This window comes from Tabrizicola sp. (assembly GCF_031377265.1).
GTDB lineage: Bacteria > Pseudomonadota > Alphaproteobacteria > Rhodobacterales > Rhodobacteraceae > JAUYQR01.
Genome location: NZ_JANMET010000166.1, coordinates 1 through 8,609, shown reverse-complemented (window position 1 = coordinate 8,609; position 8,609 = coordinate 1). Strand labels below are relative to the sequence as shown.

The 8,609-nt window shown below is 63.1% G+C and carries 8 protein-coding genes; all 8 read left to right on the top strand.

Annotated features, from left to right (window positions below; all coding sequences use genetic code 11):
- The coding region (locus tag RMO18_RS09630) for an enoyl-CoA hydratase-related protein (RefSeq protein ID WP_309665535.1) at positions 1–779 on the top strand (779 nt) is incomplete at its 5' end.
- Positions 776–1,885, top strand: a complete 1,110-nt coding sequence (locus tag RMO18_RS09625; protein ID WP_309665534.1) for a 3-hydroxyacyl-CoA dehydrogenase NAD-binding domain-containing protein — start codon at positions 776–778, stop codon at positions 1,883–1,885. The genes RMO18_RS09630 and RMO18_RS09625, both read left to right, overlap by 4 nt.
- On the top strand, positions 1,882–3,045 hold the full coding sequence (locus RMO18_RS09620; RefSeq protein WP_309665532.1) for an acetyl-CoA C-acyltransferase: 1,164 nt from the start codon (positions 1,882–1,884) through the stop codon (positions 3,043–3,045). The genes RMO18_RS09625 and RMO18_RS09620 overlap by 4 nt, the downstream gene beginning before the upstream one ends.
- Positions 3,046–3,205: 160 nt before the next feature.
- Entirely contained in the window at positions 3,206–4,327 is a 1,122-nt protein-coding gene (locus RMO18_RS09615; protein WP_309665530.1) for an aminotransferase class V-fold PLP-dependent enzyme, read from the top strand.
- A 159-nt stretch (positions 4,328–4,486) separates the two neighbouring features.
- Positions 4,487–5,728: an ABC transporter substrate-binding protein gene (locus tag RMO18_RS09610; protein ID WP_309665528.1), complete on the top strand. Its 1,242-nt coding sequence runs from the start codon at positions 4,487–4,489 to the stop codon at positions 5,726–5,728.
- A 33-nt stretch (positions 5,729–5,761) separates the two neighbouring features.
- The gene (locus tag RMO18_RS09605; RefSeq protein ID WP_309665527.1) at positions 5,762–6,622 is read left to right on the top strand and encodes an ABC transporter permease subunit; all 861 of its coding nucleotides are present in this window, start codon (positions 5,762–5,764) and stop codon (positions 6,620–6,622) included.
- Positions 6,622–7,440, top strand: a complete 819-nt coding sequence (locus RMO18_RS09600) for an ABC transporter permease (RefSeq protein WP_309665526.1) — start codon at positions 6,622–6,624, stop codon at positions 7,438–7,440. The genes RMO18_RS09605 and RMO18_RS09600 overlap by 1 nt, the downstream gene beginning before the upstream one ends.
- The gene (locus tag RMO18_RS09595) at positions 7,437–8,525 is read left to right on the top strand and encodes an ABC transporter ATP-binding protein (protein WP_309665525.1); all 1,089 of its coding nucleotides are present in this window, start codon (positions 7,437–7,439) and stop codon (positions 8,523–8,525) included. The genes RMO18_RS09600 and RMO18_RS09595 overlap by 4 nt, the downstream gene beginning before the upstream one ends.
- Positions 8,526–8,609: the final 84 nt, after the last annotated feature.

The window sequence follows — 8,609 nt, the reverse complement described above, 5'->3', positions numbered from 1 at the left end:
CGGTGCGGGCGCAAGATGCCGCCATGGAATTGCAAATCGAAACGCATCTTGGCTGGGTCTGTTTGACGCTCAACCGGCCAACGGCCAGAAACGCGCTGAACACGGCACTGCTGGAAAGTCTTGCGGCCATCCTGACGCGGCTGGCCACCGATGACGCTTGCCGCGCGGTGGTCATCACCGGCGCAGCGGGTCACTTTGCTGCCGGGGCGGATCTTGGCGAGATCGAACATAAATCCGGCTCAGAAGCGGCGTTTGACCCCCGCAAGCAGCACTGGTCTGCCATCCACGGTTTCCAGAAACCATTGATCGCGGCGGTGGACGGCTTTGCCTTGGGTGGAGGATTTGAACTCGCCTTGATGGCGGATTTGATCGTGGTCGGGGACACTGCGCGCCTTGGGCTGCCGGAAACCAATCTCGGTCTCATTCCCGGCGCGGGAGGCGGCCAGCGGCTTTTGTCGCTCGTCGGCCGGATGCGTGCAGCCCGGATGGTCTTGACCGGCGAGGTGATCAACGCTGATACCGCCTATGCATGGGGTATCGCCAGCCACCGCTCAGATGGCTCCGCACTGCCGGTGGCGGTTGCTCTCGCCGAAACCCTTAGCCAGCGCGCACCTCTTGCCCTTGCCGCCGCGAAACGTGCCCTGATCGAAGGGGCGGAGGCCCCGCTTGCGTTCACCACCGAACGCCGGCTGTTCGAGACGTTGATGGACAGCGCCGACAAGACAGAAGGCATCGCCGCCTTCCGCGAAAAGCGCCGCGCCTGGTTCAGCGGCACATGACCACAATCGCCATCATCGGATTGGGAACCATGGGCCTGGGGTTGGCGCAGCTTTACGCCGCCGCAGGGTTTGCCGTGCGCGCAACCGATGCCGATGCCGCCATCCGGGACAGTGCCAAACCCCGCCTTGCCGAAGCCCTTGCCCTGCGCGTCACCTCCGGCAAACTCACTTCCGACGCGAGCGATGCCACCCTTGCGAACCTGACAGTCACCCGCGATCTTGCCAGCCTTGCCCCCGCCAGCCTTGCCATCGAGGCTATCGTTGAACGGCTTGACGCCAAACATGCGCTGTTTGCAGATCTTGAACCCTTGCTGCCTGGCGCGGTGCTGGCCACCAATACCTCCTCTCTATCCGTCGCAGCCATTGCCGAGGGCTTGCGCCATCCAGACCGCGTGATCGGACTGCATTTCTTCAACCCGGTTCCGGCTATGAAGCTGGTCGAACTTGTCGGCCACAAAGGCACCTCGCCCGCCGCACTCACCATCGCCCGCCAGCTGACCGAGGCCGCCGGCAAGACCGTCATTGCCGCCCCCGACCGTCCCGGCTTTATCGTCAACCGCTGTGCGCGGCCCTATTATGGCGAAGCGCTGGCGATGCTTGACGAAGGCCGCAGTGCCAGTGACATCGACGCCGCCATGATCGCCGTCGGATACCGCCTTGGCCCGTTCCAGCTGATCGACTTGATCGGGGCCGACATCAACCTTGCCGCCACCGAAGGCCTGTTCGCAGCGATGCACCACCACCCCCGCTATCACCCGTTCCTGCCACTGCGCCGTCAAGTCGCCATTGGCAACCTTGGCCGCAAGACCGGGCAGGGCTTCATCTTCCCCGCTGATCCCGGCACCGCCCCGAAGGATGCCGCCGCCATCGCCCTGCGCATCGAAGCGACGCTGGTGAACGAAGCGGCTTGGCTTTTGTCTGAGGGCGGTACCACCACAGACGGCATCGACACGGCGATGAAGCTTGGCCTCAACCTGCCTCGCGGGCCGTTTGAAATCCTTGAGGCACATGGCGCGCCGAAAATCCGGGCCAAGCTTGCAGCCCTTGAGGCCACAACTGCCCTGCGCGGTCGCTACGTCCTTGCCCCGATGCTGGAGGCCGCATGACCGAGGTTTTCCTCTGCGCCCACCGCCGCACCCCGATCGGCCGCTACGGTGGCGCGCTTAGCCTGATGCGCCCCGATGACATGGCCGCGCATGTCATCGACGCGCTTTTGGACCAGCACCCCGGCCTTGTCCCCGACGAGGTGATCTTCGGCTGCGCCAATCAGGCGGGCGAGGATAACCGCAATGTCGCCCGCATGGCCGTCCTGCTCAGCCGTTTGCCCGAAACCGTTCCTGCCCTGACCGTAAACCGCCTCTGCGCCTCGGGCCTGGACGCCGTGATCGCCGGGGCGCGGGCCATCCGTGACGGTGCCGACGTGGTGATTGCGGGCGGTGTCGAATCCATGTCGCGCGCACCCTTCGTGATGGGCAAGGCGGAAACCGCCTTCGCGCGGCAACCCCAGATTCACGACACCACCATCGGCTGGCGCTTCATCAACGCCCGCATCGCCACCGCCTACGGTACCGACAGCATGCCCGAAACCGCCGAAAACCTCGCCGCAGAACATCACATCCCCCGCCTCGCGCAAGACGCCTTCGCGCTGCGATCGCAAGACCGCTACGATTCCGCTTGGCACGCGGCCGACATCGCACCGGTCACACTGCGGTCCCGCAAGGGCGACCAAGTCATCACTGCCGATGAACATCCGCGCGCGACAACATTGGAGAAACTCGCCCAGCTTCCCACCCCGTTCCGCAGCAATGGAACCGTCACCGCCGGCAATGCCGCCGGCATCAACGACGGCGCCGCCGCCCTGATCCTCGCTTCGGCCGAAGGCGTCAGACGCCACGCCCTCGCCCCGCTCGCCCGGCTCGGACGCGCCGTTGCCGCAGGCGTGCCACCGCGCACCATGGGCATCGGACCTGTCGCTGCTCTTGCCCGGCTGAACCTTAGCGCCGACAGTTTCGACGTGATCGAGTTGAACGAGGCGTTCGCCGCCCAAGTTCTAGCCTGCACGCGCACATGGGGCTTGCCAGACGACGACCCGCGCCTCAACGCAAAAGGCGGTGCAATTGCGATGGGCCACCCCTTGGGCATGTCCGGCACCCGCCTTGCAGCCACCGCCGCCCGCCGCGTGTTTGAAACCAACGGCCAAACCGCACTGGCCACGCTCTGCGTCGGAGTTGGCCAAGGCGTCGCCCTGGTGCTGCATGCTGTGTAGAACCGTCTTCGTCACTCAGGTCGCCAGCTCCCCGGCGCGAGATATTGGCAATACCAAAGCGAACGAATGGGCGCGCATCCTAGGCCCCATCGACATCGAGACTGATACCACTCCATCCATCAACGGCCGCGTACCAACGCGCTAAGCCCGAAAGACCCCCATGTCCGACGCTTATTTCCTCTACCATTCCATCGGCATGTATCCCGGCAAGGCGGATGACATCGCCGCCGCCATGGCCGATTTTGCCGACACCTGGGGCAGAGCAGACGATGCGCAATGGGCCACCATCCTGCCGCAACGACAACGCTTCATCGACCGCTGGCGCGCGATTCTCAACGCGGCCCCAGACACGGTGACCACTTTCGAATCCGTCACACAGGCGCTGCATTCCCTGCTGCAATCCCTGCCCGACGGCCATCTCAAGGGCCGAACGGTGCTGGTAGCTGCAGATTGCTTTCCCTCCAACCACTTCCTTCTGAGCGGCATGGCTGAGGCGCATGGATTTACCCTCAAAACCGTGCCCCTGCGCCAGGGCGCTGCCCATGTCGAGGATGAGGATTTCCTTGACCAATGGACGCCCGATGTTGGCCTCGCCCTCCTCACCTGGGTTTCCTCCACCACCTCGCACCGCATCAACCTGCCTGCGATGGTCGCCCACGGCCGCCGCGTGGGCAGCCTGATCGGCGTCGACATCACTCAGGCCGCCGGCCTCCTCCCCTTCGATGTCCACGCGCCAGAGGTCGATTTCGCTATCTCCACCTCGCTCAAGTGGATGTGCGGTACTCCCGGTGCCGGGGTGCTCTATCTCTCGCCCCGTCTGATTCCGCTCTGCCAGCCGCAACTGCGCGGCTGGTTCAGCCAGCCCAATCCGTTCAACTGGGATATTGAACGTTTCGCCTATGCCCCTGACATCCGGCGGTTCGACTCTGGTACGCCGGGCTGCATGGCCGCCCTGGCCTCGCTGCCCGCCCTAGACTGGCACGCACGGCAAGACCATGCGGCCCTTCTCGCGCACAACCGCAGCCTGACGGCCATGCTCATCGATATGGCGGATGCGGTGGACCTGCCGCTTCTTACCCCACGCGCCGAAGGCAAACGCGGTGGCTCGATCATGTTCAAACTTCCTGACAGCCAGCCTGCCGCGCAGATCGTATCAGCGCTGCGCAGCATGGGCATCACCACCGACAACCGCAGCCAGACCCTGCGCGTGTCACCCGGCACCCTTACTACCGATGCCGGGGTCACGCGGCTGCATGCCGCGCTGGAAAGCCTGCTGCGCTGATCGGCGTCATTTGCACCGAGTGCGGCAGGTGTTCCCCGATTGACACCAGTTACCGGCGGAAAACACGCTTGCGCGAGGTGGGTTGTAACGATCTATGCCGGAGCACCCCAACTGGCTAATGAGGCCGGTGACCCAATAACAGCCCCACAAGGACCGCACATGCCCATCACCCGACGCGCGCTTCTGACTTCGGCCATCGCGGTGGCGCTATTGCCTGCGCGGCATGCCTTTGGCGATACGGCCGATGGCAAAGCGCTCATCGCGATGACCTGGGATGAAGTTGTCGAACAAGCCCGTGGCGGCACAGTGAACTGGTTCATGTGGGGTGGGGCGGATAACATCAATCAGTATGTCTCGGACCACATCGGCGGCCAGCTGAAGGCAGACTACGGCATCACTCTCAACCGCGTCGGGCTGACCGACACCGTCGAGGCGGTGAACATCGTGCTTGGTGAAAAGGAAGCCGGAGTTCTGGATGCCGGAACGGTCGACATGATCTGGATCAACGGTGAGAACTTCCGCACGATGAAACAGGCGGGTCTGGCGTTTTGCGGGTACACTCACCTGCTGCCGAACAACACGCTGGTCAATTGGGATAGTCCGGCCATCGCCAACGACTTCGGCACCCCGGTCGAGGGGTGCGAAGTGCCGTGGTCACGCGCCCAATTCGCCTTTGCGCATGACAGCGCCAAGACCCCCGCGCCGCCAAGATCCATCGCCGATCTGATCGACTGGATCAAGGCCAACCCTGGCCAATTCACCTATCCCGCCGCGCCCGATTTCAACGGCGCGGTGTTCGTGCGGCACGTCTTCTACCACGTCGCTGGCGGGCACGAGACACTGCTCGGCCCCTTCGACCAAGCCAAGTTCGACGACGTCGCCGCCAAGACCTGGGCGCTGCTGAATGAGCTGGAACCGTTCCTCTGGCGGCAAGGGCAAACCTACCCCACATCCATCACCCAGTTGAACGAGTTGTTTGCCAACGGCGAAGTAGCGCTGACTTTCGACTACGACGCCTCGCAGTTCGGCCTTGCCGTACAGGCGGGCCGGTTCCCCGACACCACCCGATCCTACGGTTTAACCGATGGCACCATCGGCAACACCAACTACACCGTGATCCCGTTCAACTCGCCCAACAAGGCGGCGGCAATGGTTCTGCAGAACCTGTTGCTGTCTGGTGAAGCACAGTTCGAAAAGGCCCGCCCCGAAATCTGGGGCGCCGCCCCCGCCATCGAAATCAGCCGAACCTCGCCGGAGATTCAGGGGCAATTCGCTGCGATCAAGGTTCCACCACAGGTCGTCTCGTCCGAAGAGCTGGGCAAGGTTGCTCTGCCAGAACTACAAGCGGGCTGGATTTCCGCCATCGAACAGGGTTGGATCGCGAACGTCGCGCAAAAGTAGTGCCGCACCCCAAGCGAAAGGCCGCACCGGCTGATGTCTGAACGCCTGCGCATCGTCTTGCTGCTTGGCCCGGCGCTGCTGGTCATCGGCGTGCTTTTCTTCGGCGGGCTTGGCGTTGGCGTCCTGCGGTCGTTGAATTACATGCCGGTGATCGGCCTGACCGACCCTAACTTTGACGCCTACGGCGCACTTCTTACCTCGCGCGCATTCTACCAGTCGTTCCTTCTGACCTTCCACATTGCCTTCACCTCTACCGTTATCTCTGCCGTGCTCGCGGTGGGTGCAGCGCTTCTTCTGCGGCGAAGTTTTGCGGGCCGCTCGGTGATCAGCTTTCTGTTCCAACTGAACCTTACGATCCCGCATCTGGTTGGGGCCATCGGCATCCTCTACCTGTTTTCGCAGTCCGGCAGCTTTGCGCGGCTGGGGTACGCGTGGGGCCTGATCGCCAAACCCGCCGACTTTCCCGCCCTGGTGTTTGACCCCTATGCCATTGGCATCATTCTGCAATATGTTTGGAAAGAAGTTCCGTTCATCGGTCTTGTCGTGTTGGCCAACATGCAATCGATCGGGCAGGATCATGAATCAGTGGCGCGTAGCCTTGGGGCCAGCCGTTGGCAAGCGTTCCGCCATGTTCTGCTGCCATTGATTTTTCCGGGCCTCCTGGGCGCCAGTGTTATCGTCTTTGCCTTTACCTTTGGCGCCTATGAGATCCCGCTGCTGCTGGGCCAGAACCACCCCGCCGCCCTGCCGGTTCTGGCCTACCGTCAATACACCGACGTTGATCTTGCCGCCCGGCCGCAAGCGATGGCCACCGCCGTCGTGATTGCGCTCCTCAGCGCCGCGATGATCTGGCTGTATGTCCGCCTTGCTCGTCACAGCCTGTGGCGTGAGTGATGCTACAGGGCCGCCCCATTTCGCGCGCCTTTCGTGCCCTCGCCCTGGGGCTTTTGATCCTGTGGCTGGTGCTGCCGCTAATCCCGCTGGCGATCTGGTCTTTCGCGCGGGGCTGGCGGTTTCCCGACATCTTGCCACAAGACTGGACGCTGCAGGCCTGGACCTACGCCCTGTCCGACACGTCTGGTGTGCTTGGCTCACTTGGCCTCAGCATCGGCATCTCGGCGGGCGTCACTTTGTTGTCAGTACTGATCGGGGTGCCCGCAGGAAGGGCACTTGGGTTGTACCGTTTTCGCGGCAAGGGTGTGGTCGCGCTGATGATCCTCGCACCGACCATCGTGCCGGGCATAGCTGTGGCGCTTGGCATTCATACGGTGTTCATCGGACTTGGGCTGACCAACAGCGTCACCGGCGTGATTTTGGTGCATCTGGTGCCGACGCTGCCCTACATGGTGTTGGTTATGGCCGGCATATTTGCCAACTACGACCCAAACCACGAGGCGCAGGCCCGCTGTCTCGGCGCCACACCGCTGCAAACCTTTCGCCACGTGACGCTGCCGGCAATTCTGCCCGGTATCATTGTCGGCGCGATGTTTGCCTTTCTCGTATCATGGAGCCAATACATCCTCACACTACTGATCGGCGGTGGTCGGGTGGTTACCTTGCCGCTCATCCTGTTCAGCTTCGCCACATCGGGGCGCAATGACATCGCGGGGGCGATTGCGATGATCTACATCCTGCCAGGGCTTGTGATCCTGGCGCTGACGGCGCGGCACCTGACCGGACAAAACCGCGCCATTACAGCGGCGCGCCCATGACCCGGGTGTCCATGCAATCGCTGACCAAGACCTATCCGGGTGCGCAAAAGCCTGCGCTTGACGGGTTGACCCTCGACATTGAAAGCGGCGAGTTGCTCGCACTTCTTGGTCCGTCGGGCTGCGGCAAAACCACCACGATGAAGCTGATCGCAGGGCAGCTTGAACCGACCGCCGGCGAGATCGCCTTCGACGGCGCCTCGATCCTGCACCAGCCGCCAGACCGGCGCGGCGCGGTGATGGTGTTTCAGAACTCGCTGCTGTTTCCCTACATGTCGGTGGCCGACAACATCGGTTTCGGCCTGAAAATGCGGCATCGGCCGAAGGCCGAGATAGCGGCGCGTGTGGCCGATATGCTGGCGTTGGTGCAATTGCCAGATCTTGGTCACCGCCGCCCGGCAGACCTGTCGGGTGGGCAACAGCAGCGTGTGGCACTGGCGCGCGCGCTGATCGTGGAGCCTCGCGTGCTGTTGCTGGACGAACCGCTGTCGAGCCTTGATACGCATCTGCGCTTTGAGATGCGCGATTTGATCCGTTCCCTGCAGAAGGACCTCTGTATCACCACGATCTTCGTCACGCATGACCAGGAGGAGGCGGTAGTTCTTGCCGACCGGATAGCGCTGATCCTTGATGGCCGGTTGCGTCAGGTGGACCGGCCCGACCAGTTCTACCGACGCCCAGCAGACCAGACCGTGGCCCGGTTCTTTGGCGGGCACAACTTCGTTCCCGGCACCTCGGACGGGGCGGTTTTCCAGTCCAATCTTGGTCCGTTGTTGCTGCCCCAAGGCGCGCGGAAGGGGCCTGGCACGCTGACCTTTCGGCCCGAAAGCATCCGGATCGGCATCGGCGCAGAAAACACGCTTTCGGCGCGGTTGGTGGAACGGGTCTACCTAGGCACCCAAACCCGGCTGCGGCTGATGGTTAAGGATGTGATGATCGAGGCCGTGCTCAGCCCCGATCTGGTCGATGGGCTGGAGACGGGTGCGGAGTTGGACCTGACCGTTCCGCCGCAATGCCTTTGGGTGCTCGAAGGCGTTGTTGCACAACTCTGTCCGCAAAGGATTCACAACGTGAATCCATGCGGTTAGACAGGCGGCATGAGCAAACCAACAGCCGCCCGCTACCGCACCACGAACTGGTCCCGCTACAGCCCTCACTGAAGAAGCGTGGTT